General features: G+C 46.6%; 25 protein-coding genes. 9 read left to right on the top strand and 16 right to left on the bottom strand.

What is annotated here, in order from left to right; genetic code table 11:
• Positions 1-3: 3 nt before the first annotated feature.
• Positions 4-897 (top strand): AEC family transporter, encoded by an 894-nt coding sequence (locus F0U83_RS04215; RefSeq protein WP_138988950.1) that lies wholly within the window; start codon positions 4-6, stop codon positions 895-897.
• A gap of 19 nt (positions 898-916) precedes the next feature.
• On the opposite strand, the gene pyrF is transcribed toward F0U83_RS04215, so the two are convergent.
• The 10 genes from pyrF to gyrA all read right to left on the bottom strand — a co-directional run bounded on the left by pyrF (position 917) and on the right by gyrA (position 13,076).
• Positions 917-1,624 carry an orotidine-5'-phosphate decarboxylase gene (pyrF, locus tag F0U83_RS04210; RefSeq protein ID WP_138988990.1) on the bottom strand — a complete coding sequence of 236 codons (708 nt, stop codon included), beginning with the start codon at positions 1,622-1,624 and terminating at the stop codon, positions 917-919.
• 25 nt (positions 1,625-1,649) lie between these two features.
• On the bottom strand, positions 1,650-2,831 hold the full coding sequence (lapB, locus tag F0U83_RS04205) for a lipopolysaccharide assembly protein LapB (RefSeq protein ID WP_138988951.1): 1,182 nt from the start codon (positions 2,829-2,831) through the stop codon (positions 1,650-1,652).
• Between the two features lies 1 nt (position 2,832).
• Positions 2,833-3,138, bottom strand: a complete 306-nt coding sequence (locus F0U83_RS04200; RefSeq protein WP_138988952.1) for a lipopolysaccharide assembly protein LapA domain-containing protein — start codon at positions 3,136-3,138, stop codon at positions 2,833-2,835.
• 27 nt (positions 3,139-3,165) lie between these two features.
• Positions 3,166-3,462, bottom strand: coding sequence for an integration host factor subunit beta (locus tag F0U83_RS04195; protein ID WP_138988953.1), 297 nt, complete (start codon positions 3,460-3,462; stop codon positions 3,166-3,168).
• Between the two features lie 77 nt (positions 3,463-3,539).
• Positions 3,540-5,222, bottom strand: a complete 1,683-nt coding sequence (rpsA, locus tag F0U83_RS04190; RefSeq protein ID WP_138988954.1) for a 30S ribosomal protein S1 — start codon at positions 5,220-5,222, stop codon at positions 3,540-3,542.
• A gap of 34 nt (positions 5,223-5,256) precedes the next feature.
• Complete coding sequence (cmk, locus tag F0U83_RS04185; protein WP_138988955.1) at positions 5,257-5,952, bottom strand: (d)CMP kinase; 696 nt, start codon at positions 5,950-5,952, stop codon at positions 5,257-5,259.
• Positions 5,942-8,161 carry a bifunctional prephenate dehydrogenase/3-phosphoshikimate 1-carboxyvinyltransferase gene (locus F0U83_RS04180; RefSeq protein WP_138988956.1) on the bottom strand — a complete coding sequence of 740 codons (2,220 nt, stop codon included), beginning with the start codon at positions 8,159-8,161 and terminating at the stop codon, positions 5,942-5,944. Before F0U83_RS04180 ends, cmk begins: the two co-directional genes overlap by 11 nt.
• 65 nt (positions 8,162-8,226) lie before the next feature.
• Complete coding sequence (gene pheA, locus F0U83_RS04175; protein ID WP_138988957.1) at positions 8,227-9,321, bottom strand: prephenate dehydratase; 1,095 nt, start codon at positions 9,319-9,321, stop codon at positions 8,227-8,229.
• A gap of 16 nt (positions 9,322-9,337) precedes the next feature.
• Positions 9,338-10,420 carry a 3-phosphoserine/phosphohydroxythreonine transaminase gene (gene serC / locus F0U83_RS04170; protein WP_138988958.1) on the bottom strand — a complete coding sequence of 361 codons (1,083 nt, stop codon included), beginning with the start codon at positions 10,418-10,420 and terminating at the stop codon, positions 9,338-9,340.
• A gap of 67 nt (positions 10,421-10,487) precedes the next feature.
• Positions 10,488-13,076, bottom strand: coding sequence for a DNA gyrase subunit A (gene gyrA / locus F0U83_RS04165; protein ID WP_138988959.1), 2,589 nt, complete (start codon positions 13,074-13,076; stop codon positions 10,488-10,490).
• 185 nt (positions 13,077-13,261) lie between these two features.
• Between gyrA and ubiG the strand changes: the two genes are divergently transcribed.
• Genes ubiG through F0U83_RS04150 form a run of 3 tightly spaced genes read left to right on the top strand, consistent with a single transcriptional unit; the run spans position 13,262 to position 15,446 of the window.
• Positions 13,262-13,981 (top strand): bifunctional 2-polyprenyl-6-hydroxyphenol methylase/3-demethylubiquinol 3-O-methyltransferase UbiG, encoded by a 720-nt coding sequence (gene ubiG / locus F0U83_RS04160; protein WP_138988960.1) that lies wholly within the window; start codon positions 13,262-13,264, stop codon positions 13,979-13,981.
• Positions 13,981-14,673, top strand: a complete 693-nt coding sequence (locus F0U83_RS04155) for an HAD family hydrolase (protein ID WP_138988961.1) — start codon at positions 13,981-13,983, stop codon at positions 14,671-14,673. Before ubiG ends, F0U83_RS04155 begins: the two co-directional genes overlap by 1 nt.
• A gap of 11 nt (positions 14,674-14,684) precedes the next feature.
• Complete coding sequence (locus F0U83_RS04150) at positions 14,685-15,446, top strand: YciK family oxidoreductase (protein ID WP_138988962.1); 762 nt, start codon at positions 14,685-14,687, stop codon at positions 15,444-15,446.
• A gap of 78 nt (positions 15,447-15,524) precedes the next feature.
• Here the strand turns inward: F0U83_RS04150 and rluB are convergent, their stop codons facing one another.
• From rluB to F0U83_RS04130, 4 genes are all read right to left on the bottom strand, one after another.
• Positions 15,525-16,373 (bottom strand): 23S rRNA pseudouridine(2605) synthase RluB, encoded by an 849-nt coding sequence (rluB, locus tag F0U83_RS04145; RefSeq protein WP_138988963.1) that lies wholly within the window; start codon positions 16,371-16,373, stop codon positions 15,525-15,527.
• Positions 16,374-16,447: 74 nt separating this feature from the next.
• A complete protein-coding gene (locus F0U83_RS04140; protein WP_138988964.1) occupies positions 16,448-16,840 on the bottom strand; it encodes an H-NS histone family protein in 393 nt (130 codons plus the stop codon).
• A gap of 78 nt (positions 16,841-16,918) precedes the next feature.
• Positions 16,919-17,539 carry an L-threonylcarbamoyladenylate synthase gene (locus F0U83_RS04135; protein WP_138988965.1) on the bottom strand — a complete coding sequence of 207 codons (621 nt, stop codon included), beginning with the start codon at positions 17,537-17,539 and terminating at the stop codon, positions 16,919-16,921.
• 18 nt (positions 17,540-17,557) lie between these two features.
• Complete coding sequence (locus F0U83_RS04130) at positions 17,558-18,400, bottom strand: PHP domain-containing protein (RefSeq protein ID WP_138988966.1); 843 nt, start codon at positions 18,398-18,400, stop codon at positions 17,558-17,560.
• Positions 18,401-18,469: 69 nt separating this feature from the next.
• Between F0U83_RS04130 and F0U83_RS04125 the strand changes: the two genes are divergently transcribed.
• From F0U83_RS04125 to F0U83_RS04110, 4 genes are all read left to right on the top strand, one after another.
• Positions 18,470-19,018 (top strand): septation protein A, encoded by a 549-nt coding sequence (locus F0U83_RS04125; RefSeq protein WP_138988967.1) that lies wholly within the window; start codon positions 18,470-18,472, stop codon positions 19,016-19,018.
• On the top strand, positions 19,018-19,317 hold the full coding sequence (locus tag F0U83_RS04120) for a YciI family protein (protein WP_138988968.1): 300 nt from the start codon (positions 19,018-19,020) through the stop codon (positions 19,315-19,317). Before F0U83_RS04125 ends, F0U83_RS04120 begins: the two co-directional genes overlap by 1 nt.
• A 169-nt stretch (positions 19,318-19,486) precedes the next feature.
• Positions 19,487-20,086, top strand: coding sequence for an OmpA family protein (locus F0U83_RS04115; RefSeq protein ID WP_138988969.1), 600 nt, complete (start codon positions 19,487-19,489; stop codon positions 20,084-20,086).
• Between the two features lie 72 nt (positions 20,087-20,158).
• Positions 20,159-20,599 (top strand): DsrE family protein, encoded by a 441-nt coding sequence (locus F0U83_RS04110; protein ID WP_138988970.1) that lies wholly within the window; start codon positions 20,159-20,161, stop codon positions 20,597-20,599.
• Between the two features lie 132 nt (positions 20,600-20,731).
• On the opposite strand, the gene purL is transcribed toward F0U83_RS04110, so the two are convergent.
• Positions 20,732-24,634: a phosphoribosylformylglycinamidine synthase gene (purL, locus tag F0U83_RS04105; RefSeq protein WP_138988971.1), complete on the bottom strand. Its 3,903-nt coding sequence runs from the start codon at positions 24,632-24,634 to the stop codon at positions 20,732-20,734.
• 94 nt (positions 24,635-24,728) lie between these two features.
• On the opposite strand from purL, the gene mltF reads away from it, so the two are divergent.
• Positions 24,729-26,207, top strand: a complete 1,479-nt coding sequence (gene mltF / locus F0U83_RS04100) for a membrane-bound lytic murein transglycosylase MltF (protein ID WP_138988972.1) — start codon at positions 24,729-24,731, stop codon at positions 26,205-26,207.
• A 20-nt stretch (positions 26,208-26,227) separates the two neighbouring features.
• On the opposite strand, the gene tadA is transcribed toward mltF, so the two are convergent.
• Complete coding sequence (tadA, locus tag F0U83_RS04095) at positions 26,228-26,725, bottom strand: tRNA adenosine(34) deaminase TadA (protein WP_138988973.1); 498 nt, start codon at positions 26,723-26,725, stop codon at positions 26,228-26,230.

The following is a 26,725-nucleotide window of genomic DNA, read 5'->3' as shown; positions in this document are numbered from 1 at the left end:
TATATGGAAAGCACCACACTGGCTTTGATGGAACGCATTTTTCTAACGGTTTTTCCGTTGGTTGCTATTGTCAGTGTGGGCTATTTTTATGCAAAAAAGCGCCATACCGATATGTCGACGGCAAACGCTATCAACATTGATGTGTTTGTACCGGCACTGATTTTCTCGGTTTTATCGGCCAAATCCTTTGATCTTCCAAAATATGAGATGCTAGCGATTGGTGCTGCCATCATTGTGCTAGGATCAGGGCTGCTACTCTTTCCTGTCTGCAAGCTTCTAAAGATTAGCCCTAAAACTTTTCTTCCCCCCATGATGTTTAGTAATAGCGGCAATCTGGGATTACCACTCGCCGTTCTCGCCTTCGGAGAAGCAGCGCTACCAGCTGCCGTTGTTCTCTTTTTGGTAGAAAACTTACTCCATTTTACCGTCGGCTTGTATATTCTTGACCATAAAACGAACCCATTAAACGTACTGAAAATGCCTATGATTTTGGCAACCATTGCCGGATTGGTTTGGTCAGGTTTTCACTTAAGCGTGCCGCCTGCCGTGGCTACCTTTATTGAGATGCTAGGCCAAATATCTATCCCACTGATGTTATTTGCACTTGGCGTACGTATGACTAGTGTAGATTTCAGTAACTGGAAAATCGGGTTGTGGGGGGCTATCTTGTGCCCACTGAGCGGATTGGCAATTGCCTTGGCACTGCAACCCTTACTCAATCTGGAGCCCCTGCACTTTACCTACTTGGTGCTATTTGGGGCTCTGCCTCCTGCGGTTCTCAACTACATGGTCTCAGAACGCTATCAGCAGGAACCCCATCAGGTCGCGTCAATTGTCTTGCTAGGTAATATGGGTAGCTTGATTTTTATCCCAGCGACACTCTTCTTCGTTCTATAAGCGCACGTTTTTAACAAGGCTATACCAAAGCAGCAATGCTCTGCTCAATCGATTCCAGCGATTTGAGCGGATTCTCAGCTTGAGTGATGGGTCGCCCAATAACCAAGTAAGTGCTACCTGCAGCTAATGCCTGCTCAGGTGTCATAATTCGGCGTTGATCACCGGCGGCACTTTCAGCGGGGCGAATCCCTGGCGTTACTAAACTAAAACGATCTGAGATAACACTGCGCAAAGGGGAGACTTCTTGTGCGGAGCATACAACACCATCTAATCCGCACGACTCTGTAAGCGCCGCTAGACGCTTAACATGCTCCAATGGTTCAATATCTAAACCAACTTCCGCAAGATCTGCTCTCTCCATGCTGGTTAAGACAGTCACCGCAATCAGTAAGGTGTTATGATTCTGTACCTGTGAAAGCTCGTTTCGCGCCATCTCCATCATGCGCCGCCCACCGGATGCATGCACATTAACCATCCAAACACCCAACTCACCCGCTGCACGTACCGCTTTGGCGGTTGTATTTGGGATATCATGAAACTTAAGGTCAAGAAAAACCTCAAAGCCCGCTTTTTGAAGCGTTTCAACAATGGCTGGCCCACCGCGTGTGAACAGTTCTTTACCCACTTTCAGACGGCAGCGGGCAGGGTCTAACTGCTGAGCCATCGCGATGGCTTGCTCTGTAGTCGGGTAGTCAAGTGCGACGATTATGCGCTTTCTATCAGTTATCACGTTCTGTTCTCTCTCTTTATATTCATTCCCCTTCAAGCCCCTGTATTGGACGACTTGAACCCCACTTTTTACAGGATGGGCACTGCCACACCAGCGATTTAGCAGAAAAGCCACAATGCCCACAGAGGTAACGAGGCTTACTCATTTCAAGTGTTCCTGTCAGGCTACGTAACACTTTCAGGCTATCTACTGCACTTTCACTACCGTGCTCAATATGTAAATCAATAAGGCGATTGAAGCCTTTAATGGAGGGGCGGTATTTTAATTCATCTGTAATAAAAGCGCCTGCTGCATATACACCACGATTTTCCATAACTGCATCAGCCAGCGCAAGAATGACGGTGGCTGAGGGTGCTTTAGCCAAACACTGTCTTAAGTAATGTTCATACTCCTGCGGCGTATGCAAAGCCATGTAGCATTGGCGAAGATCTTCAATCGTTTCGGAAATAAAAAGCGGGTCTTGCTCTTCTACCTGCCGTAAAGCTTTCACAGCACTTTTCCATTGCTGTTGCTGCATCGCCATCTTAGCTTGCAAGAAAGAGCTTCTTACACATTTAGCATCAAATCCGAGACTTTGCTTCAGAAAGGTTGTAGCGCTTTTATAGTCCTGCTTTAGCAAACTTTTTTCTGCTAGTTCACAACAGTAATGCGCTAAGTCATGCCACAATTCATCGCTATGATCTGACCCTAATTTCGCAGCAGTGTCTAGGGCTTGTTGCCACTCGCCCTCTTTCTCGTACAAGCGCGTTAGTAAAGTGAGTGTTTTTTTCCGAATGCTTCGAGGGGGGTTCTGCTTAATAATATCAATTAGCAGGTTTTCTGCCCTATCCAGCAGGCCTAATGCGTCATAGTCAATCGCCAGGGCCATCTGAATACGCAACGAGTCAGGTCTAGATAGATCGGGACGAGCCAAAAGCGTTTGATGAATGTTAATAGCTCGTTGCACATCGCCTTTACGGCGGAAGAGTTTAGCTAGGGCTAAATGGGCAGGAATCGTTTCGCTGTTAACTTCGAGCGCACGAATAAAACTTTCGATTGCCTCATCCGTATTCTCATTGAGTAGATGATCCAAACCAACAAAATAATCCCTACTCAGAGATTGTTGAGAGTACATATGACGCTTAGGTTTAGCCATCCCCCGCCCTAGAATCCAACCTAAAGCAAGGGAGAGAAGAAGGGCAACAATCGCCCATATATCGATCATTTTAAACGGCGTCTTTCAGCGCGGCTGTCCTTAATTGATCAAGTTCTTTACTCGTTGTTTGAATCTTGCGGCGGCTACTCATAAGCTGAGTTTTAAGCGCTACAACCGCTATTGTACTGAGCAAGAATCCACATATCCCACCGATAACAAATGCAGCAATTAGCCATAACGATAAACTAGCCTGAGGTAGTTGTACGAAAACTAAATCAATCGCCACTTTATCGGTATTATGTATCGCAAACATAATGCCGACCATCAGTATGACAACTGATAGCAACAGTAAAATAAACATTTTTAACCAGCGCACTATTTTGCCTCCAAAGGGTTAAATCGATCAGTACCCTTTATTGATACTCTCATTCACTTGCTCTCTTAAATCTTTACCCGGCTTGAAGTGGGGCACATACTTTGCCGACAAGGTAACCGAATCTCCCGTTTTAGGGTTTCGGCCAATTCTTGGCGCACGATAATGCAGAGAAAAACTACCAAACCCCCGAATTTCGATACGATCCCCATTCGATAAGGCTTCGGTCATATGATCCAACATAGCCTTAACGGCCAGTTCGACATCTTTGACAGAAAGTTCAGGATGCCGGTCGATCAGATGCTCTATTAGTTCTGATTTCGTCATGTTGCTTTCTCCGCAATTCCAGCCACTCTGTGCCCTGACTTTACCGGAAATAAAAGGCGCCCATCGGCGCCTCCGGATCAGGAGTCCTTTTTGCTCATCTGTTGCTTGATCAGGTCACCAATCGTTGTCGGACCTGAAGCTTCAACGGTTTGCTGTTTCACAGATTGCAGCGCTGCTTTCTCTTGTTGTAATTCCATCTGTTTAATAGACAACAAAATACTGCGATTTTTACTATCAACCTGTGTGATAACAGCTTCAACAGAATCGCCTACGCTCAATTTCGTTGAAAGATCATCCGTCCGTTCGCGTGCAAAATCAGCCACGCGCAACGTTGCTTCGACGCCTTCAGCGAGCATAACAGCGGCCTGTTTACTGTCTACTGACGTTACTTCACCTTTTACAATAGTACCTTTACCGTTGGCAGAGACATATTCACTAAAAGGATCACTATTCAGTTGTTTGATACTCAAGGCGATACGTTCACGTTCCACATCAATGGACAGTATAACCGTTTCTACCTGATCCCCTTTATTAAAGGCTTTTACAGCCTCCTCGCCAGGAAGATCCCATGACAGGTCAGATAAATGGACCAAGCCATCTATGTTACCTTCAAGGCCGACAAAGACACCAAAGTCAGTAATCGACTTTATTTTTCCTGTTAATTTATCACCTTTGTGATGCTTGGCAGCAAAGGCGTCCCATGGGTTTTGTACGCACTGTTTCATACCCAGGGAAATGCGACGGCGTTCAAGATCAATATCCAAGAGCATTACTTCAATTTCTTGGCCAATCTGGACGACTTTAGACGGATGAACATTTTTGTTCGTCCAGTCCATTTCAGAAACGTGTACAAGCCCTTCAATGCCTTCTGAGATTTGGGCAAAACAGCCATATTCCGTAAGGTTAGTCACCCGAGCTGTGGTTTTGTCACCCACTTGGAATTTACCGACTGTCGCCTCCCAAGGATCAGCCATCAACTGCTTGATGCCTAAAGATACACGCGTACGCTCACGGTCATATTTGAGTACTTTAACGTCAATTTCATCACCAACTGTCAACACTTCGCTTGGGTGTTTAACGCGCTTCCAAGCAATATCAGTGATATGCAGTAGGCCATCAATGCCACCAAGATCAATAAAGGCACCATAGTCAGTGATATTTTTCACGATACCTTTGAGAACAACGCCTTCATCCAGTGTTTCCAGCAGCTTGTCACGATCAGCACTGTTAAGTTCTTCAAGTACTGCTCGACGAGAAACAACAATGTTGTTCCGCTTTGGATCAAGTTTAACTAATTTAAACTCCAGCTCTTTACCTTCGAGGTGAGCGCTATCCCGTAGCGGACGAATATCCAGCAACGAACCAGGCAAAAATGCCTGTACGGTTCCTAAATTCACAGTAAAGCCGCCACGAACCTTACCGGTGATCTCGCCTTTAATGATTTCACCGTTTTCAAATGCGGACTCGAGAACAATCCAAGCTTCTGCGCGTTTCGCTTTTTCTCGTGAGAGCTGTGTAGAGCCGTAACCATCTTCTACACTTTCTAGCGATACTTTGACCTCATCTCCAATCGAGACGGTTAACTCGCCATTGTCATCCCTAAACTGTTCCAGCGGAATAACACCTTCTGACTTGAGTCCTGCATTGACAATGACAAAATCATTTTCAATTCCAACAACCGTCCCTGTAACGATAGAGCCGGGTGCCATATTCAACTCTTGCAGACTCTCTTCGAAGAGATCAGCAAAACTTTCGCTCATAATCCAACCATCCTCGCAACGCGTGTTGCTTCTATTAGCGCAATCCCCTGTGGCGCGCTTCCTCTAGGATTGCATCCAGCACTTCTTCAATTGTCATAATGGTTGAATCCAGTATGACAGCATCGTCTGCGGGCTTGAGAGGCGCTACACTCCTGTTCTTATCACGTGCATCGCGAGCTTGCAAGTCCGCCAATATAGTTTCAAGGCTAGCATCGAGCCCCTTATTTATCAACTGGTTATATCTTCGACGCGCACGCTCTTCGACACTAGCATCTAAATAAACTTTCAGGGCCGCTTCTGGAAAGACGACGGTACCCATATCTCGGCCATCCGCGATCAATCCTGGAACTTCGGCAAACGCTCTTTGTCTTTCTAAAAGCGCCTTGCGTACTGCCCCTAGTGCGGCTACGACAGAGGCATCATTGCCCACCGATTCCGAACGAATCGCCTGAGTGACTTCCTCTCCTTCGAGGATGATTTGTACATCCTCTTCACCCTCATTGACATTGAACTGTACATCTAAGTGTGCAGCCAAAACCACCAGCGCTTCTTCATTATCCATCGCAACACCGTGATGGCTGGCGGCTAATGCTGTCAAACGATATAGAGCGCCACTATCAAGCAGGTTCCATCCCAATGCTTCAGCCAATAACCTGCAGACAGTTCCTTTACCCGATCCACTCGGTCCATCTACAGTAATAACGGAAACACTTCTATTGCTATGAGACATTCGTCTCCTCCTTATGTATGCGCAATCCTGCTTTCTGAGCAACTTCCAAAAACTCGGGAAATGACGTTGCTATCTGATTACAAGCCTCAATCACTACTTCACTACTAGCTTGCGTACCTGCAATTGCAAATGCCATAGCGATTCTATGATCTTCATAACTCTGAATGCGACCACCTGAGAACCTTCCTCCCGTGATTTCAACATTGTCGTTATCGACTGAAATCTCGATCCCCATTCGTTGCAGGCCTTCCATCATTGCCTCGATACGATCACTTTCTTTGTACCTTAGTTCCCCAATACCATGAATTTTCGTTTTACCTGAAGCGGAGGCTGCAGCAATAAAGATGGCAGGAAACTCATCCATGGAGATTGAAACTAGATGCTCAGGGATAGTAATACCCTGAAGAGGGGCATACCGCACCCTAATATCTGCAACTGGCTCACCACAGAGTTCAGTTGGGTTTTCAAGAGATATATCAGCCCCCATTAGGCTTAAAATCTCTAGAATACCTGCTCGGCTAGGGTTAACGCCGACACGTTCGATGGTGATATCAGAATCCGGTGTGATCACACCTGCCAGAATAAAAAAAGCAGCCGAAGAGATATCTGCGGGAATATCAATCTGCCGGTTAAGCAAGCGTTGTGGCGGTTGAACCTGAATGCGACTACCTGTCTGCTGAAGCGTAATACCAAACTGTGCCATCATTCTTTCTGTATGGTCCCGTGTTACCGCAGGTTCCACAATCACACTTTCACCTTTTGCATATAAAGCGGCAAGTAATAGGCCCGATTTCACTTGGGCACTCGCAAGAGGCATCTCGTAGTTAATAGCGCTCAAACGACGCTTTCCTTTGATGTTGATGGGCGGCACGCCTCCTTCGGAGGTTACAATTTCAGCGCCCATATTGCGCAAAGGTATCGCAATCCGATCCATTGGCCTTTTCGAGAGTGACGCATCGCCGACCAAACAACTATCGAAAGACTGTGCCGCTAACAGACCACATAATAAACGCATACTGGTTGCGGAATTACCTACATAGAGCGGGCCAGGTGGCGCGCATAAACCGTGAAGCCCAACACCATAAATTTTCACCCGCCCAACATGAGGTCCCTCAATGACAACACCCATGTCGCGAAAAGCTTGAACGGTTGCCAGGCTATCTTCACTTTCGAGAAATCCATTGATATGGGTAACCCCATCCGCTATTGCACCCAGCATGACCGCTCGATGTGAAATAGACTTATCACCGGGCACGCGTATATGCCCATTCACTATCCCACCGGAGCGGACATGGAAGGTTACGCGACCTGTGTGATGTTTTTGTGAATAGGCAGTACCCGATAGCATTTTACTAAAGTGCTCTCTCGCCGCTTTAGCGCGCGTAAACACTCCGAGCATCGCGGGTGTATTTTCATTTTCAATCGCTTCCCTCAACTGCGCAAGACCTTGAGAGAAGTTATCGATTTGATTGAGGATTTCAGCTTTGTTAGCTAAACAAACATCGTGCCACATGGTAGGGTCTGACGCTGCAATACGCGTAAAGTCCCGAAAGCCGCCTGCTGCATAACGGAATATCTCAGTGCTGTCCTGCTCTTTTGCCAGCGTATCCACCAATGAAAAGGCTAATATGTGGGGAAGATGGCTAGTTGCAGCCAACACTTCATCGTGGCGGCTCACTCCCATTTGTAACACTTCTGCACCGGTGAATTGCCACATTCTGGCAACGGTTTGCGTGGCGATGGGGTCAGAACTTTCTAAAGGTGTAATAATTACCTTGTGCTTATAAAAGAGCTGCTCATCAGCCGCTGCAACACCACTCTTTTCAGAGCCTGCAATAGGGTGCCCTGGAATAAACGTCGGCGGTACCTGCCCAAATACAGACTTAGCAGCCGAAATGACGTTGCCTTTAGTGCTACCCACATCGGTAATAATAGTATTTTCACGCAAGTGAGGCTGGATCGCTTTTAAGACAGCCTCCGTCGCTTTGACAGGTACTGCCAGCACGATAATATCAGCAGTTTTAACCCCGTCCTCCAGAGAGGAGCACGCCTCATCAATAACGCCTAAATCAACACCTTGTTGCAACTCTTCCGAATCGCGATCGTAGGCCTGTATATAGCCAAACCGTTTATTTTTAAGCGCTTTTGCTAGGGAGCCACCTATTAGCCCAAGGCCAATCACTAGAACACGATTCACAGAAAAACTCACAATGTAAGGCTCCTGCAGGAGCCATAATCAAAGAATAGAGACTTCATTTGTACTCGTTATTATTTTTATAGTACCGCTTTAGGGTATGACCCCAATAACTTAAGCTCAACCGAACTGGATTCCAACTCTTCTAATACCTTTTGAACAGCAGGCTCGTCCGCATGGCCCTCAAAGTCAATGTAAAACATATAACTCCACCCGCCCTGGCCTGCTGGACGCGTCTCTATACGTGTCAAACTAATGCCATGTCGATGAAAAGGTTCGAGTAAGCTATAAAGAGCGCCGGGTTTATCGCGAGCACACATCAAAATCGATGTTTTATCATCGCCACTTGGGCCAACTTCCTGATTACTCAAAATTAGAAAGCGTGTACTGTTATCCGGTTGATCTTCAATATTCCGCTCTAATACATCCAGCTGATAAAGCTCCACTGCCATCTCGCCAGCTATCGCTGCGCTTTGCGGGTCTTCAGATGCTCTCTTAGCGCCTTCGCCATTAGAATTAACAAAGCAATGTTCTACATCCGGGTAATGCGCTTCAAGCCAACTACGACACTGGGCAAAGGACTCTTGATGCGCATAAATACGCTTAATGACAGGCTCTGCACTATCTTTAACAAGTAAGTGGTGATGAATAGGCAATTCTAACTCACCACAAATACGTAAGTTAAAGCGCTTAAATAGGTCGAGCGTATGGGTTGCCATCCCTTCAGTCGAGTTTTCAATCGGGACAACGCCGTAATGAGCAGCCCCAGCTTCGACCTCACGAAACACCTGATCCAGTGTGTTCATGGGGGCGCTATCGGCTGAGTGACCGAAGTGTTTCAGCGCTGCTTGCTGAGTAAAGGTTCCTTCAGGGCCCAAAAAAGCAACACGCATGGGTTTTTCTAGCGCTAAACAGACCGACATAATTTCGCGGAATAAACGGGCTACCTCTTTATCAGGGAGCGGCCCCTCATTGCGTTCCATGACTCGCCGCAGCACCTGCGCTTCTCGTTCAGGGCGATAAAATACCGCATCTTGTTCACCCTGATACTTCTGTTTGACTTCGGCTACCTGTTGCGCACATTTAGCGCGCTCATTCAGGAGCCGATGTATTTGCTGATCAATGCTGTCAATTTGGTCTCGAAGTACCTTAAGCGCCTGTTCTTGCTCGGTCATCTAAAGCCCCTTTCCTCTAACCGCGAGTCTTCTCAAAGTGCGCCATAAACTCGGTCAGCGCATCAACTGCTGCCTCTGGCACAGCATTGTAGATACTGGCACGCATTCCACCTACCGAGCGATGCCCTTGCAGGTTAAGCAAGCCTGCCTGATCCGCCTCTTGAATAAATACCTTATCCAAAGCAGCATCTGCCAGTGTAAAGGGTATATTCATCCAAGAACGATTGGCTATCGCAACAGGGTTTGCGTAAAACTCACTGGCATCAATTGCCGCATACAATTTCTCAGCTTTACGCTGGTTCATAGCTGAGATAGCTTCAACGCCTCCTTGGCGCTTGAGCCATTGAAAAATCAACCCCGCCAGATACCAACCAAAGGTTGGTGGTGTGTTATTCATCGAGTCAGCTGCAGCATGTACGGCATAATCAAACATCGTCGGCGTACCGGGTAAGGTCTCGCCAAGTAGATCATCACGAACAATAACGACCGTCAGGCCTGCAGGGCCAATGTTTTTCTGCGCACCAGCATAGATCAAGCCGAACTTCGATACATCTATAGGGCGCGACAAGATATTAGAAGACATATCCGCAACCAGCGGGACGCCATTCGTTTCGGGTACGTAATCAAACTCAACACCACCAATGGTTTCATTAGGCGTGTAATGTACGTAAGCGGCCTCACTACTGAGTGTGAGTTCTTGCTGAGTAGGGGCTGAACTAAAGTTATTCGCTTCAGTTGAAGCTGCAATATTTACGTTGCAGTAACGCTTCGCTTCAGCAATGGCTTTTTTTGACCAAACGCCCGTATTGATGAAATCGGCAGATGTTTTCCCGCGTAACAAATTTAGGGGAACCATCGAGAACTGACTCGTAGCGCCACCTTGCAGAAACAATACTTTGTAATTGTTTGGGATTGCCATCAGATCCCGCAGGTCCTGCTCTGCCTGCTGGGCTACCGAGACATACTCATCACTACGATGACTCATTTCCATGATGGAAAGGCCCGTGCCATGCCAATCAAGCATTTCATCTCTTGCTTGAGCTAAAACCTCTTCCGGCAATGCAGCCGGCCCAGCACTGAAATTAAACTTACGGCTCATTATTAGCTGTTCTCTTTACTATCAAATCAAGCTCAAACAGAAAATGCGGCCTGTGGCCGCACTTTATTTATTCTGAATCGGAAGCATTTTCCGGCTGCTCTGTCAGCAGCTCATCGTCATGCTCATCCTCTTCAGGCTCCTCAATACGCGCTAAACTAACCAGATTTTCATCTCCAGCTACACGAATCAAGGTTACACCCTGAGTATTTCGCCCAAGTACCGATATTTCGGATGTACGGGTACGAACCATGGTGCCCTGATCACTGATCAGCATGACATCATCACCATCGAATACCTGCACCGCCCCGGCAAGGTTGCCGTTACGTTCTGTACATTGCATACCGATAACACCTTGGTTGCCTCGCCCTTTACAAGGGAACTCTTCAACCGGCGTTTGTTTTCCGTAGCCACGTTCAGAAGCCGTTAACACTTTACCGCCTTCAGCAGGAATAATCAGGGAGATTACTCGCGCGCCAGCCTTCAATGTAACGCCCTTAACCCCTCGCGCAGTTCGTCCCATTGGACGTACATCGCCTTCATGGAAACGTGCGACTTTGCCTATGCTCGTTACCAGAAGTATATCATCCGCACCTTCCGTGATCGCAGCACCGATCAATGCGTCATCATCCAACAAATCAACAGCAATCAACCCGCTGGTTCTTGGTCGAGAGAAGTTTGCCAACGATGTTTTCTTCACAATACCGTTAGAGGTAGCCATGAAAACATAACGGTCTTCACTGTACTCATTGACTGGAAGTATGGTGGAGATTCTCTCTCCTTCATCCAAAGGCAAGATATTCACAATCGGGCGGCCACGAGCGGCTCGACTTGCCTGCGGTATTTCGTAAACCTTCAACCAGTAAACTTTACCTTTATTGGTAAAGCAGAGAATCGTGTCGTGTGTGCTGGCAATTAATAGATGCTCGACAAAGTCTTCATCCTTAACGGCGGTCACAGATTTGCCTTTACCACCACGACGCTGCGATTGGTAATCAGACAGAGGTTGCGTCTTGGCATATCCACCGTGGGAGATGGTAACCACCATATCCTCTTCGGTAATCAAATCGGCAACCGTGAGATCTTGGCGAGATGCGATAATCTCAGTACGTCGATCATCACCATACTCTTCGGAAATCGCTTCCAGCTCACCTCGAATCACTTCCATCAGTCGCGTGTAAGAACCCAGAATTTCTAACAACTCTGCAATCTTAACCAGTAGGTCCTGATATTCAGCGATTAACTTTTCATGCTCTAACCCGGTCAGACGATGCAAACGTAGATCAAGGATCGCTTGAGCCTGCACAGGTGATAAGTAATATTTACCTTCACGCATACCAAACTGAGGATCCAGATCATCAGGACGACACGCATTTTCACCTGCACGCTCCAGCATATCGACAACCGAACCTGGAGCCCACGCTGTAGCAATCAGGCGCTCTTTTGCATCCGCTGGTGTTGCCGACTGCTTGATCATTTCAATGACAGGGTCAATATTCGCTAAGGCAATCGCTAGGCCTTCAAGTACATGGCCTCGCTCACGCGCTTTACGTAACTCATAAACGGTACGGCGCGTTACTACTTCGCGACGGTGACGAATGAAGTTTTCAAGCAACTCTTTTAAGTTAAGAATCTTGGGCTGACCATCTACCAACGCAACAACGTTAATACCAAAAACGCCTTCCATTTGCGTTTGAGCAAATAGATTGTTGGCAATTACATCAGGAACTTCGCCACGGCGTAGCTCAATGACGATACGCATACCATCTTTATCAGATTCATCACGCAGCTCACTGATCCCTTCGAGCTTCTTCTCTTTAACCAGCTCCGCGATCTTCTCAATTAAGCGCGCCTTATTAAGCTGGTAAGGAATTTCAGTAACGATGATAGCAGCGCGGCCTTTCCCATCCTCTTCTACATGGTACTTGGAGCGGATATAGATACGTCCGCGGCCGGTGCGATAGGCCATCAAGATACCCGCGCGACCATTAATGATCGCGCCGGTCGGGAAGTCAGGCCCTGGAATAAACTCCATCAACTCATCAACAGACAGCGTCGGAGTTTCAATCAAGGCAAGACAGCCACTGATCACTTCGCGCAGGTTGTGAGGCGGAATATTCGTTGCCATACCGACAGCAATCCCTGAGGAGCCGTTTACCAGCAGGTTAGGCACTCGGGTCGGCAGGACATCAGGAATCTGTTCCGTACCATCATAGTTAGGTACGTAATCAACCGTTTCTTTATCTAAATCTGCCAATAATTCATGGGAGATTTTATCCATGCGGATTTCGGTATAACGCATCGCCGCAGCGGAGTCGCCGTCTACCGAACCAAAGTTACCTTGGCCATCCACCAAGGTATAACGCATCGAAAAATCCTGCGCCATACGAACAATCGTATCGTAAACCGCGCTATCTCCGTGAGGGTGGTATTTACCTATTACATCACCCACCACACGCGCCGATTTCTTATATGGCTTATTCCAATCGTTATTGAGTTCGCTCATCGCAAATAAAACTCGGCGATGAACCGGCTTTAAACCATCTCGCACATCCGGCAATGCACGACCAACGATGACACTCATGGCATAATCGAGATAAGACTGTTTCATCTCATCTTCAATATTGACCGGCAAAATCTCTTTGGCTAAATCACCCATGTATACAAGCTTTCCTTATTCGGTCTGCTAAAAGACCCCCTGATCGAGGCCCTTTTTTTTAACCGGACGAGTATACCACAAGATTTATAAAAGATTCCCGCAAAATGAATACCTTGCATTGACTGTTTTAGGCGAGGCCTCGGTGCTAAAATGGATCACAAATTAGCCTAAAGATCTCACTTATCATGACTGACCACACTTCTTCAGCAAACATAGATCCAACCGAAATTGCCAAATTCGAAGAACTGGCCAGCCGTTGGTGGGACCGAAACAGCGAATTCAAGCCGCTGCATGACATCAACCCATTAAGGGTCGGCTACATTGACCGCTACGCTAAACTAGCGGAGAAAAAGGTGATCGACGTAGGCTGTGGTGGTGGAATACTTTCTGAGTCAATGGCTCAACGTGGCGCTGAAGTCACTGGTATTGATATGGGAGCAGCGCCACTTAAGGTCGCCAAGCTTCACGGCCTTGAAAGCGGCGTTTCAGTGGCATACCAGCAAACAACCGCGGAAGATATGGCCGCAGAACACCCAGAAGCCTTCGATGTCGTCACCTGCATGGAGATGCTGGAGCACGTACCCGACCCAGCCTCAGTGATTCAAGCGTGCGCAACGATGGTTAAGCCAGGCGGTACCGTCTTTTTCTCAACACTTAACCGAAACCCCAAAAGCTACCTATTCGCTATTCTTGGTGCAGAACAGCTCCTTAAGCTGGTACCTCAAGGCACACATGATTTTAAAAAGTTTATTCGCCCATCAGAATTAGCTCAATGGATTCGCGAAGCGGGATTAAAGGTAACAGACATCACAGGCATGACTTACAATCCCTTAACGAAGCAATACCGCTTAAACAGCGATGACGTCGATGTAAACTACATGGTCGCCACCACGAAGCCTAAGTAATGACCACAACCAAACCCATTGACGCCATTCTGTTTGATTTAGACGGGACCCTTCTGGATTCAGCACCCGACTTCTACCGTATCATTTCGCTCCTGATGCAAGAAGAGGGGCTGTCTCCACCGCCTTTCCAACAACTAAGGCAAGTTGTGTCAGAAGGCGCTAAAGCCATGCTGTCTAACGCACTTCAACTACCACGCGAACATGAGAAAATACTCGAACTGCAACAGCGCATGCTAAACCTCTACGCAGACAACCCATGCATTGATAGTCAACTATTCCCGGGCACCCATGCACTATTAACCCAACTAGAAACACTCAGTATCCCTTGGGGTGTCGTCACAAACAAATCAGAGAAATTTGCTGCACCCATTCTCGAAAGCCTTAACCTCACCTCAAGATGCGGCATTCTCGTTTGCCCAGAGCAGGTTAAAAACGTTAAACCCGACCCTGAAGCCCTATACTATGCTTGCGATGCTCTTCGGGTAGCACCCACACGATGCATTTATGTTGGCGATCACAAACGTGATATTGAAGCAGGCCAAAACGCTCACATGACAACCGTATCTGCGCTTTACGGTTATATCAGCCAGAGCGATGATCCCTCTTGCTGGCAATCCGACCATTATATAAACCACATTACTGACATCAGCCAAATTATTGAGAGCAACCTCTCACTAGCCACACACGCTTAAAGGATAGATTTATGTTCGAATATACGGCACCTACTAACTTACTGGAAAATCGAATCATCCTAGTTACCGGTGCCGGCGATGGCATTGGACGAGCCGCTGCACTTAGCTATGCATCCCACGGCGCAACCGTCATTCTAATCGGCAAAACCGCCGCTAAACTGGATGCAGTATACGATGAAATAGAAGCCCTTGGTGGCCCACAGCCTGCTATAGTCCCGCTGAATCTTGAAACCGCCACCGAGCATGACTATATAGAATTAACCAACATATTAGAGAATGAGTTCGGCCGTATCGACGGACTGCTACACAATGCAGGAATTTTAGGGGTACGCACACCCCTTGAGTCTTACGACCCCATTATTTGGCAACAAGTGATGCAGGTGAACGTCAATGCAGCCTTTATTCTGACACAGAATCTCATGCCTCTGCTGCGCCGCTCAGAAGATGCCTCCATCATCTTTACATCTTCCGGCGTTGGTCGAGCAGGTAGGGCTTATTGGGGAGCCTACAGCGTCTCCAAATTTGCAACCGAAGGCATGATGCAGATATTGGCTGATGAACTTGAAAATACTACCAACATTCGCACCAACTGCATCAATCCCGGCGCAACACGCACCAACATGCGCGCCTATGCATACCCTGCGGAGCAACCCGAGAACAACCCAGAGCCAGCAAGCATTATGCCCTTATACCTTTACTTGATGGGTCCGGACAGCAAAGACATTAACGGTCAATCGCTAGACGCCCAAGGCATCTATCCTAAAAAGTTATAACGCTTAACATCAAGATACAAAAAACGCAGCATAATCGCTGCGTTTTCGCTATTACACACTCACTAAACCAACGAAGCTTTAATCTTCACGACGCTTTTTCGGCCCAACCGACTGGCGAATTTGCTGACGCTTATATTTGCGTTCATATTTTGCTTTCTCTAACGGCTTCATTTTAACCGGTTTCTTCTGCTCTAAACCCAGCATATTAGAAAGCACTTTAATCTCTTTATGAGTCAGCTCTTTCCATGTGCCTGCTTTCACATCACTCGGTAAAAAGATCGAGCCATAACGCACGCGTTTAAGACGACTAACCTGGACTCCCTGAGACTCCCATAAGCGACGCACTTCACGGTTACGACCTTCCATCACCACACAGTGGAACCACTTATTTGCACCTTCGCCATCAAAATACTGAACATCAGTAAAACGAGCCATGCCATCCTCTAACAAAACACCCTCTTTAAGCGTTTTGATCATCTCTTCTGTTACATTACCCAGAACACGAACAGCATATTCACGATCAATATTCGCAGAAGGGTGCATCATCAAGTTAGCCAGCTGTCCATCTGTTGTAAAGATCAGCAAACCACTGGTATTAATATCCAACCGACCAATAGCAATCCAACGACCTTGCTTTAAGGGGGGCAAATGATCATAAACCGTAGAACGCCCTTCAGGATCATGACGAGTCGACACTTCACCGATGGGTTTGTTATATATCAGAACACGTCGCTGACTTTCGTTTTCAGTAACAATTTTCGCAGCATGTCCATCAATTTCGATTTTATCATTTCTTCCTACACGATCGCCTAGCTTAGCCCGCGCTCCGTTTACCGAAACCCGACCTTCATCAACCCAACGCTCCATCTCACGACGTGAGCCATATCCGGAGCGCGCCAACACTTTTTGTAACTTTTCATCAGACATGTGACGCCACCTTTTAAAAAATAAAAAAGCCCCCCACATAAGCGGAGAGCTTTCGATTATACAGCCAACTAACTCTACTTAATTAGGCAGGCTTCTTTATCTACACCGTGCTGTTCAAAATACTGTTGGAAAACAACTGGTGTTCTTCCTCGACCAGACCAGAAATGCTCTTCCCCTGCTGCATCAACAATAGAGTACTTAGCCTCTACTTTTTTCTTAGGCGCAGAAGCCACCATATCTTTTATATCTTCGAAGCCTAAATCTGCTTCCTGCATCATTTTACGGATCAACTCAATTTTCTCATTTTTCTCACGATCCGCTTCGATTCTTGCCTGCTCGTCAGCAATCTTTTCCTGCAGTATATCCGAAAGGTCAGCAATGATTTTTTCCACTTCTGCTACTGACAACTCTTGGCACTGTTTACGAAGAGAGTTTTTACGCATTAACACTTTCGTTATATCTGTCATTACTAAAACCCAATCATCTATTTAAAACAGATAGTATTATCGACAAAAATACTAATATTTCAAGAAAATAAAAAACACTTACTCAAATGCAGATATATCACCTGCACCTATTCGAATAACTTCTGGCTGATCTTCAACCAAGGCAACCACTGTTGTAGCCTCCATTCCGCAATATCCACCATCGATAACCAGATCAAGTTCATGCTGTAACAAGTCTCTGATTTCATAGGGGTCAATTAACGGCTCAGACTCCCCAGGCAATATTAAAGAGGTGCTCATAATCGGCTCCCCTAACTCACTTAATAATGCTTGTGTAATTTTATTATCAGGTATCCTTAAACCTATTGTACGTCGCTTCGGGTGTAATAATCTGCGCGGAACCTCGGTTGTCGCTTTAAGAATAAAAGTATAAGCCCCAGGCGTATGCGCCTTTAAAAACCGGTATTGCTGATTATCAACTTTTGCGTATGTACCTATTTCACTAAGGTCACTACAAACCAGTGTAAAGTTATGTTTATCATCAAGCTTACGGATACGCTTTATTTTATCCAAGGCAGTTTTATCGCCTAAATGACACCCTAATGCATAAGCACAATCGGTTGGATAAACAATCACACCACCTTTATTAATAATCTCTACCGCCTGCTGGATAAGGCGTTTTTGTGGATTATCTGGATGTATTTGGAAAAATTGGCTCACAAAAAACCCTCATTCAATTTAGGTGTTTACTATAACATCTAAAACATGGGACAAGTTACTTGGCATAGCAGGAAAACGGCCTATTGATGTCCAATGATGAGCCGGATCATGAAAATCACTTCCCGCCGAAACTAAGAGCTGATGTTTTTCCGCCAAAGCGATTAATGTTCGCTGCTGATCTTGTGTGACCGCAGGATAACTAATCTCTAGCGCATCTCCTCCCGCTTCTTTAAAGTATTGAACCAAGTAACGAACCTTCGTTAAGGTTAAGTTGTACTTTGTCGGGTGCGCCAGTACGCTTAAACCACCGGCACCTTTAATAATATCTAACACCGTTTCAAGCGCTGGCCACTGCGTTTTAACATCTCCTGGCTTTCCTGCACCTAAAAACTTTTTAAAAGCTGCAGAAGCATCTGGCACCACACCTGCGTTAGTCATTGCCTGAGCAAAATGCGGTCTCCCAATCTGCCCGCCTCCAGCACAAGTTAATGCCGCATCAAGCAGGTCAGGCAGCCCTTGCTTAATCAGCCTATGAGCAATAGCTTTAGCCCGAGCGTAACGCAGCTGATCAAGCTCCGAAATATGGTCAACAAATGCTTGATCTGTAATATCTAAATTCAGGCCTAGAACGTGTAAAATTTGCTTATCTCGTCGGCACGTTAACTCTACCCCCGAAATAAGCGAAACCTGAGAAGGGATATCTTGCAAAGACACTTGGTGATACGCCCCAACTGTATCATGATCCGTAATTGACAAGTATTTCAGACCCGCAGCCGCCGCACGTTCTAAAAGCTCCGCTGGGGCAAGCATGCCATCCGATGCAGAAGTATGCGTATGAAAATCGTAAGAATGAACAACCATATCATTTCCGGGTTTATATACAGGGAGAGGGTCTATATACTTTAAGACCCTTTTACTAATTATACGACTATGAAACTACTTCTCGACTTTTTACCGATAATTATTTTTTTCGGCGTGTACAAATACACAGGCGACATCATTCTAGCTACTGCTGTTTTGATTCCAGCCACACTATTACAGATGCTGTATACTTGGCTCAAAGAACATAAAATTGAGAAGATGCAGCTCGTCACACTGATCATGGTCATACTTCTCGGCGGCGCAACCGTTGCCTTTCAAGATAAAACGTTTATTCAATGGAAACCCACCATTGTTAACTGGTTGTTTGCCGCTGCCTTTTTGGGTAGTCAGTTCATTGGTTCTAAAACCATTTTGGAGCGCATCATGTCCAGCAACATTGAGCTTCCCGAACCGGTTTGGCGAACGCTTAATATGGCATGGATTGCGTTCTTCATCTTCCTTGGCATCATAAATCTGGTCGTAGCCTACCAATTTTCTGAAGAGACATGGGTTAACTTCAAACTCTTTGGCATGTTAGGACTGACCGTCGTATTTATCATCATTCAAGGGCTCTACATGTCTCGCCACATGCAAGAGACAGATCAGGAGGAAAGTTAATGTTTTATGCAATCATTGCTGAAGACAAGCCAGGCACTTTAGAGGCCCGAATGGCTGCGCGCCCTGCTCACCTAGAGCGTTTGGTTAGCTTAAAAGAGCAAGGAAAACTTCTGGTTGCAGGGCCCCACCCTGCCATTGACTCAGAAGATCCAGGCAATGCTGGCTTTACCGGCAGCTTAGTTATCGCCGAGTTTGCGTCACTCAATGAAGCACAAGCATGGGCAGATAAAGATCCCTATATTGACGCAGGTGTCTATGACAAGGTGACGGTTAAGCCCTATAAAAAGGTTTTGCCTTAAATATTCTTAGTAAAAGAGTCGCCTAGCTGTTCCATACTTGCTAGACACCAAGTAAAATGGTACTAGTTTGTATAGTGAATACTTGCCATTTTGCATCCGTTAAGGATTATATTGGTATATTCATCAAAGACTAAGAATGCAACAACCCACAATTCACAAGGACACTAACATGAAAAAGCTCGCTATGACCGCAGGTTTCGCTATCGCGATGGGCATGTCTGCAGCTGCGATGGCACATCCAACTAATAGCGGTTATGTAACAGACTCTACCGATACTGTATGGCGCACTGGTTTTGGCGAGTGCTGGCACACAGGCTTCTGGAGCAAAGAAGACGCTACTGTTGAAGGTTGCGACGGTTACAAAAAAATGGCTGCAGCTCCTACACCAGCTCCAGCTCCAGCTCCAGCACCAGCCATGGCTTCTGCAGATCGTAAGTTTGCAGTTTTCTTTGACTTTGATAGCGCCGTTGTTGACAGCGTTTCTGATATCGTTAACTACGTTAACGGTATGGGTCAGATTAACTCTATCCGTTTGATCGGTAACGCTGACCCAATCGGTACTAGCGCTTACAACGATGCTCTTTCTAAGCGTCGTGCAGAAAACGTTGCAGCAGCTCTTCGCTCTGCAGGTGTTGATGGCAGCAAAATGACTGTTGATCACTTAGGTGAAACAGCTCCTGTTGCTCAGTGTTCAGGCCGTGGTGCTGCTCTGATCAGCTGCTTACGTGCTGACCGTCGTGTAGACGTTCAAATCACTGGCAAAAAGTAATAACTTCTTGACTTGAAAAAAGGCTGACCTTGTGTCAGCCTTTTTTATATCTATTTTTCGGAATCTTTTATCATGCTTTCCTCATACGCACGATTTTTGCTATTAATCAGCTTGGTAGCTCTACCCATTAAAAGCTTTGCAGATTCGCATTATCAGTCGCAGAAGGTCGTTTATCATATGAACTATCACGACGAGGGGCGCATTTCTGAAACCATGACCAATATTTCAAACCACTTACAATCACTACCTGAAGATCAAATTGATATAAAAGTCGTCGTGCATGGTAAAGCGATAGAGTATTTTGTGGATGCCAAAGACAATCAAGCCAAACAGATTACCCTTGATTCGTTAAGACTGAGAGATGTGCAATTTATTATTTGCGGCAATACCTTACAAGGCTACCAAATCACAAAAGACGACCTATACGAAGTAGAAGATGAAGATATTGTGCAGGCTGGTCTGCCTGAAATAGTGCACCTGCAACAGCAGGGCTACGTCTATGTACGCCCATGAACATTTCCTCCAAGATTTTTTTCATAGCTCCCCCCCCTCAAGTTACATTTTATATTCTACAATCAATAAAAAAGGCGGCTTAACGCCGCCTTTCCATGACTACCATACTGGCAGCAATCTTTTAAAAAGACCTTACCCTACCCATACACGTGCATTTCGGAACATACGCATCCAAGCGCCATCTTCTGACCACTCATCTGGAGCCCATGAGTTCTGAACCGCTCGGAAAACTCGTTCTGGATGCGGCATCATAATAGTGACCCGACCATCTGGTGTTGTAAGGCCTGTAATTCCCGCAGGGGAACCGTTCGGATTAAGAGGATAAGTTTCAGTTGGTTGGCCGTAGTTATCCACGTATTTCAGTGCAACGGTACCTGACACGTCCACCTCAGCCACCTGCTCTGGAGAAGAGAATTCAGCATAACCCTCCCCATGCGCCACAGCGATAGGCATACGAGAACCTTCCATCCCCTGAAGGAAAATAGAAGCGCTCTTTTGGACCTCAACAGTTGCAAAGCGCCCTTCAAATTGCTCGGATTGGTTGCGCACAAAGTGTGGCCACATATCCGAACCCGGTATCAGCTCATGCAAGTTAGATAACATCTGACAGCCGTTACATACGCCCAAAGTAAACGTATCTTCTCGCTCAAAAAAGGCTTGGAATTGCGATCGAGCACGCTCATTAAAGAGAATGGATTTAGCCCACCCCTCTCCCGCACCTAGAACATCACCGTAAGAGAAGCCGCCACATGCCACTAAGCCTTTGAAATCAGCAAGCGAAACACGCCCTTCCAAAATATCGCTCATATGTACATCAATAGCTTTAAAACCTGCACGGTCAAACGCCGCAGCCATTTCAATCTGCCCGTTTACCCCCTGCTCACGCAAGATGGCAACTGGCGGACGCACACCCGAAGCAATCAAAGAAGCTGCAACATCTTCGTTCACATCGTAACTCAGTGAAACCTGAATGCCCGGATCTTCTTTATCCAGCAAGCGCTCAAATTCCTGCTCTGCACAATCAGAGTTATCTCGCATTGCCTGAATACGGTAGGAAGTTTCTGCCCACCAACGCTGCAGCTGCGTACGAGTAGCACTGTAGATTTCTTCATCATCAAAGTGCAAACGCAGCTCATCATCCAGATTGGTAGAGCCAATCACCATAGCCACTTCACCCAAACCTGCCGCATTCAACTCGGTTAGGATCTGTTCAGTATTTTCACGCTGCACCTGAATAACCGCACCCAACTCTTCATTGAACAAGCCGGACAACCACTCTGAAGCATCTGCTGCTACCATATCCAAGTTGATATCAACGCCGACATGACCCGCAAATGACATCTCTGCGACAGTAGCCAACAAACCACCATCAGAGCGGTCATGATAAGCCAATAGTAAACCTTGTGCGTTTAATTCCTGAATAGCAGCAAAGAATGCGGATAGCTGATCAGCATCATCGACATCCGGCACATCCTGCCCAACCTCGTTGTAAACCTGCGCCAATGCAGATAGCCCCAGACGATTTTTACCATTACCCAAGTCCAACAGGATCAGATCGGTATCACCTTTATCTGTTCTTAGCTGTGGCGTCAAAGCTTTACGGGCATCAGTTACTGGAGCAAAACCTGAAATAATCAGCGATAACGGCGCCGTAACACTTTTATCTTCACCCGCATCATTCCAAACAGTGCGCATAGACATGGAGTCTTTACCCACTGGCACGGTAATACCCAGCTCAGGACACAACTCCATACCCACAGCTTTCACTGTGTCATACAGTTTTTCATCTTCACCGGGGTGGCCCGCAGCACACATCCAGTTAGCCGACAGCTTAATATCTGAAATATCAGCAATGGGAGCAGATGCTAAATTAGTCAGCACTTCACCAATAGCCATACGCCCTGATGCTGGCGCGTTCACCAAAGCAAGCGGCGTACGCTCACCCATCGCCATTGCTTCACCCGCATAGGTGTCATAAGCTGCTGTTGTAATCGCACAATCGGCAACCGGCACCTGCCATGGACCTACCATCTGGTCACGAGCAACCTGTCCCGTGATAGTACGGTCACCAATAGTGATCAAGAAGGATTTAGAGGCCACTGCAGGGAATTTAAGAACACGCTCCACCGCTTCTGCCAGCTGAATTTCATCCGTGTTAAACTCAGGTACCTGATACGAAATACGCTCAACTGAACGGTGCATCTTTGGCGGTTTGCCAAAAAGTACACTCATCGGCAAATCAACCGGCTTATTCTCAAAATGCGTATCACCTAACGTCAAATGATGCGCTTCTGTTGCTTCACCAACGACCGCATAAGGGCAACGCTCACGCGCACACAAGGCCTCAAAACGCGCCATATCTTCTGGCTTAACAGCTAATACATATCGCTCTTGCGCCTCGTTACACCAGATTTCCAAAGGCGACATACCCGGCTCGTCGTTATTAACGTTGCGCAGTTCAAAGTGGCCGCCACATCCACCATCTTTCACTAACTCTGGGAAAGCGTTGGATAATCCACCCGCACCTACGTCATGAATAAAAGCGATTGGGTTTTGCTCACCTAATTGCCAGCAGCGGTCAATGACTTCTTGGCAGCGACGCTCTAGCTCAGGGTTATCACGTTGCACCGAGGCAAAATCCAAATTTTCAGAAGACGTGCCTGAAGACATGGAGGAGGCAGCCCCACCACCCAAGCCAATCAACATCGCAGGACCACCTAAGCAGATCAGCTTAGCACCAACGCTAATTTCGCCCTTTTCAACATGCTCAGCACGAATATTACCCATACCACCAGCGATCATGATCGGCTTGTGGTAACCACGCATTTCCTCACCTGCGGCTCCATTAACTTTCTGCTCAAACGTACGGAAATATCCAGATAGAGCAGGACGACCAAACTCATTATTAAACGCGGCGCCGCCGATCGGCCCTTCAAGCATAATATCTAACGCTGATACGATACGCTCTGGCTTACCGTAGTGGGACTCCCAAGGCTGCACAAAGCCCGGGATTTTCAGATCAGATACCGTAAAGCCCGTTAACCCAGCCTTAGGTTTACCACCTTTACCGGTTGCACCCTCATCTCGGATCTCTCCACCAGAACCCGTAGCAGCACCTGGGTGCGGTGCAATCGCGGTTGGGTGATTGTGGGTCTCAACTTTGATAAGAATATGGATATCTTCTTGGTGTGCACCATACTCAGCAGTGCTAGGGTCAGGATAAAAACGACCCGCCTTACTTCCAGCAATAATAGCGGCATTATCTGAGTACGCCGACAAGACATTCTCGCCACCTAGCTCATTGGTATTGCGAATCATGGCAAATAGAGATTTTTCTTGCGCTTCGCCATCAATATCCCAAGAAGCATTAAATATTTTGTGGCGGCAGTGCTCAGAGTTGGCCTGCGCAAACATCATAAGCTCAACATCGGAAGGATCTCGCCCTAGCTCCTCAAAACTAGTCACTAAATAGTCGATCTCATCATCAGCAAGCGCTAATCCTAATTCAGTGTTCGCTTGCTCCAATGCCTGACGCCCGCCCGCAAGAATAGCGACGGTTGTTAAAGGCTTAGGCTGTGCATGGCTAAATAAGCTTTCTGCCGCATCAATCGTCTCTAGTACACTTTCGACCATTCGATCGTGCAGGACTTTAGCAACCCCTTGTTGCTGCTCAGGAGACAGTGCCACCGAGGAATCGACATAGTATGCGATACCTCTTTCAAGTCGATTAATCTTGCTAAGTCCGCAATTTCTGGCAATATCGGTAGCCTTGCTTGACCATGGAGAGATAGTACCTGGGCGCGGAACCACAAGTTGCAATAAGCCAACTGGCTGCTTTACTTCAGCTTTGGGGCCATAACGAAGAATGCGGGAAAGCTTATCCTGCTCTTCATCGTTCAGTGCCTCCTTGATATCAGCAAAATGATAAAATTCACCATAAAGTGCTGTAATATCTGGAACTAGGTCCTGTAAAGCAGCTAAAAGTTTATCGTGACGGAAGGCAGAAAGAGCGGGTGCTCCACGCAAAACTAGCATGTGATCTCAAGCCTCTTGAATGAGCCAAAACAGACAGGAAAATTAAGCGGGTATTCTACCTGAAATCCACCCGCATATACCAGAAAAGCACTCTATGTTATTTGACTTAAGACGACGCAAGGATGTTTTACACCTATTAGCCTTTATGGTGCTAATCAGCCTGCCTGCGCTGGTTAGTTATAACTCTATGTCCCATCTGGAGGCGATAAAAGCTAATGGTGTTTTGCGCGTAGCCACAAGAAACACACCGAGTGCCTACTATATCGACAAAGGCGAGCCGGCCGGTTTTGAATATGAGTTAGCTCAAGCATTCGCAGACCATCTAGGTATACCAATGGAACTCATTATTCCTGATACTATTCAAGGGCTCTTTCAAAGCATCTATGACCGAGACGCACACCTTGTTGCGGCAGGCGTCAGCATCTCTCAAGAACGCCAACAGTCCTACGAATTCTCAACGCCCTACTCTGAAAGCGAAACCACTGTCGTTTATCGCGTAAAACAGGGGAATCCAGCACCAGAATCCCCTGAAGACCTTCTTGGCAAACGCATACTTATTCTTAAAAATTCCATTCAGGCTGAACAACTCATCCAATTAAAGAAAGAGTACCCAACACTGGAATGGCAGGAAACCAGCGAGCTGACAAGCACTGATATTTTAGACAAAGTGTTTGCAGAAGAAGTAGACTACGCCCTCGTAGACTCTGTGATTTATGATTCGCAGAACTCTTTTTACCCTGGCCTTAACAAAGCCTTTACCGTGGGTGACGCTCAACCCATTGCTTGGGTTTTAACGCTCAATCAAGATGGCTCTCTCAAGCAGGCGGTCAATGCTTTCTTGACCTTACCTTCCACCAAAAAACTGATCGAAAGACTAAAAGAGAAATATTTTGATAAGCGCAATCCTCTTAACTTTTTTGACACAGTGACCTTTAAAAGAGACCTTGAAGAGCGACTTCCCTGCCTTGAACAGTACTTTTATATGGCAGAACAGGAAACTGATATTGATTGGATGCTCCTAGCAGCGATTGCCTACCAAGAATCTCACTGGAAGGCGGATGCCGTTTCTCCGACAGGAGTTAAAGGCATTATGATGCTGACACACGCGGCAGCTAAAGAAGTCGGTGTAACGGATAGAACTGACCCTATTCAAAGCATCTTAGGCGGCGCCCAGTACCTCATCAATGTTAAAGACAAGATACCTGATAGAATCCCCGAACCTGACCACACTTGGTTTGCGCTTGCAGGCTACAACGTTGGTTTTGGCCATTTAGAAGATGCGCGAGTACTGGCTCAACGAGGGGATAAAGATCCTGACAAATGGGATGATGTTAAGGAGTTTTTGCCTCTTCTCTCTAAAGAGCATTACTTTTCCACCGTTAAGTACGGCTATGCCCGCGGTCAAGAACCTGTCCAGTATGTGGAAAACATACAAAAGTACATCAAACTGCTGGCCTGGGAAAAACAGATTGAGCAGATCAGACGCGCAAGGGAAGCAGCTAAGGAACAACAAGAAACGACCGACACCGAGACCAATAGTCTCACTTTAGACAAAGTCCCAGCACAACTTTGACACATTACATCCTTGATATATTAAGGAGCATTTATAACATTTTTTGCTTTTCTGCTTTTTTTTGCCTCTCGACGCGCTTTAAAAAAAGCACTAATCGCATCACCACAAGGCTGCGCCAACACACCGCCAACCCATTCAACTTTATGGTTCAGAAAATCTGCTTCAAGAAACTGCTGTTGACTACTCACTGCACCAGCTTTGGGTTCTGCTGCACCAAAAACCAGACGCCTGAGACGGCTATGCACAACCGCACCTGCACACATTGAACAAGGTTCGAGCGTCACATACATATCGGCCCCAACAAGGCGATAATTTGCAACGGCTCTGGCTGCGTCACGCAGAGCCACAATTTCAGCATGCGCTGTTGGATCATTAGCCGTAATGGGCTGATTCCATCCTTTACCAATGATTTTTCCATCGAGAACGATGACAGCACCAACAGGCACCTCGCCTAGCTCTGCTGCATTTTTGGCCAGCGCTAGCGCTTGTAACATCCAATACTCATCATCATTTTGCAT

Source organism: Neptunomonas concharum (assembly GCF_008630635.1).
GTDB lineage: Bacteria > Pseudomonadota > Gammaproteobacteria > Pseudomonadales > Balneatricaceae > Neptunomonas > Neptunomonas concharum.
This window is presented reverse-complemented; position numbering and strand designations above follow the sequence as displayed.

Bases quoted from the DNA above. Each gene is read 5' to 3' on its own strand.
- F0U83_RS04215 (WP_138988950.1), top strand. From the start codon at position 4: ATGGAAAGCACCACACTGGCTTTGATGGAACGCATTTTTCTAACGGTT.
- lapB (WP_138988951.1), bottom strand. From the start codon at position 2,831: ATGATCGATATATGGGCGATTGTTGCCCTTCTTCTCTCCCTTGCTTTA.
- F0U83_RS04195 (WP_138988953.1), bottom strand. From the start codon at position 3,462: ATGACGAAATCAGAACTAATAGAGCATCTGATCGACCGGCATCCTGAA.
- rpsA (WP_138988954.1), bottom strand. From the start codon at position 5,222: ATGAGCGAAAGTTTTGCTGATCTCTTCGAAGAGAGTCTGCAAGAGTTG.
- cmk (WP_138988955.1), bottom strand. From the start codon at position 5,952: ATGTCTCATAGCAATAGAAGTGTTTCCGTTATTACTGTAGATGGACCG.
- pheA (WP_138988957.1), bottom strand. From the start codon at position 9,321: ATGACCGAGCAAGAACAGGCGCTTAAGGTACTTCGAGACCAAATTGAC.
- serC (WP_138988958.1), bottom strand. From the start codon at position 10,420: ATGAGCCGTAAGTTTAATTTCAGTGCTGGGCCGGCTGCATTGCCGGAA.
- gyrA (WP_138988959.1), bottom strand. From the start codon at position 13,076: ATGGGTGATTTAGCCAAAGAGATTTTGCCGGTCAATATTGAAGATGAG.
- ubiG (WP_138988960.1), top strand. From the start codon at position 13,262: ATGACTGACCACACTTCTTCAGCAAACATAGATCCAACCGAAATTGCC.
- F0U83_RS04155 (WP_138988961.1), top strand. From the start codon at position 13,981: ATGACCACAACCAAACCCATTGACGCCATTCTGTTTGATTTAGACGGG.
- F0U83_RS04150 (WP_138988962.1), top strand. From the start codon at position 14,685: ATGTTCGAATATACGGCACCTACTAACTTACTGGAAAATCGAATCATC.
- rluB (WP_138988963.1), bottom strand. From the start codon at position 16,373: ATGTCTGATGAAAAGTTACAAAAAGTGTTGGCGCGCTCCGGATATGGC.
- F0U83_RS04140 (WP_138988964.1), bottom strand. From the start codon at position 16,840: ATGACAGATATAACGAAAGTGTTAATGCGTAAAAACTCTCTTCGTAAA.
- F0U83_RS04130 (WP_138988966.1), bottom strand. From the start codon at position 18,400: ATGGTTGTTCATTCTTACGATTTTCATACGCATACTTCTGCATCGGAT.
- F0U83_RS04125 (WP_138988967.1), top strand. From the start codon at position 18,470: ATGAAACTACTTCTCGACTTTTTACCGATAATTATTTTTTTCGGCGTG.
- F0U83_RS04120 (WP_138988968.1), top strand. From the start codon at position 19,018: ATGTTTTATGCAATCATTGCTGAAGACAAGCCAGGCACTTTAGAGGCC.
- F0U83_RS04115 (WP_138988969.1), top strand. From the start codon at position 19,487: ATGAAAAAGCTCGCTATGACCGCAGGTTTCGCTATCGCGATGGGCATG.
- F0U83_RS04110 (WP_138988970.1), top strand. From the start codon at position 20,159: ATGCTTTCCTCATACGCACGATTTTTGCTATTAATCAGCTTGGTAGCT.
- purL (WP_138988971.1), bottom strand. From the start codon at position 24,634: ATGCTAGTTTTGCGTGGAGCACCCGCTCTTTCTGCCTTCCGTCACGAT.
- mltF (WP_138988972.1), top strand. From the start codon at position 24,729: ATGTTATTTGACTTAAGACGACGCAAGGATGTTTTACACCTATTAGCC.
- tadA (WP_138988973.1), bottom strand. From the start codon at position 26,725: ATGCAAAATGATGATGAGTATTGGATGTTACAAGCGCTAGCGCTGGCC.